Origin of the sequence: Pseudomonas crudilactis (genome assembly GCF_013433315.1) — a bacterium.
Lineage (GTDB): Bacteria > Pseudomonadota > Gammaproteobacteria > Pseudomonadales > Pseudomonadaceae > Aquipseudomonas > Aquipseudomonas crudilactis.
In genome coordinates this window covers 1-320 of record NZ_WXVV01000070.1, presented here as the reverse complement: position 1 = coordinate 320, position 320 = coordinate 1, and the positions used below count along the sequence as shown (strand labels likewise).

General features: G+C 56.9%; 1 pseudogene. It reads right to left on the bottom strand.

Annotation, left to right across the window (positions count from 1 at the left end):
• Positions 1–185: 185 nt before the first annotated feature.
• Positions 186–320: pseudogene (locus tag GTU76_RS29830) on the bottom strand (LysR family transcriptional regulator); the annotation flags it as partial.

Sequence of the window (320 nt, the reverse complement as noted above, 5' to 3'; positions counted from 1 at the left end):
GGAGTATCCGCATCCGGATGGTTGAGAAAAACCGCTGACGGGACAAAGCACTGTTGATCAGAAGTCATGAATCATTTCCAGGATTTGTATTGTCCGGGCTGGCCTCTTCGCGAGCAAGCTCGCTCCCACATTGGAATGCGTGCTCTTGTGGGAGCGAGCTTGCTCGCGAAGGGCGCACCACCAATTCAGGCAATATCGCTGTGCGCAAACTCTTCGCCGAGAAAATCGATCAAGGTACGCACCGACGGCAACAACCCGCGCCGCGATGGGAAAATCGCATGCACCACCCCGGACTTGGGCGCCCAACCCGGAATCAGCTC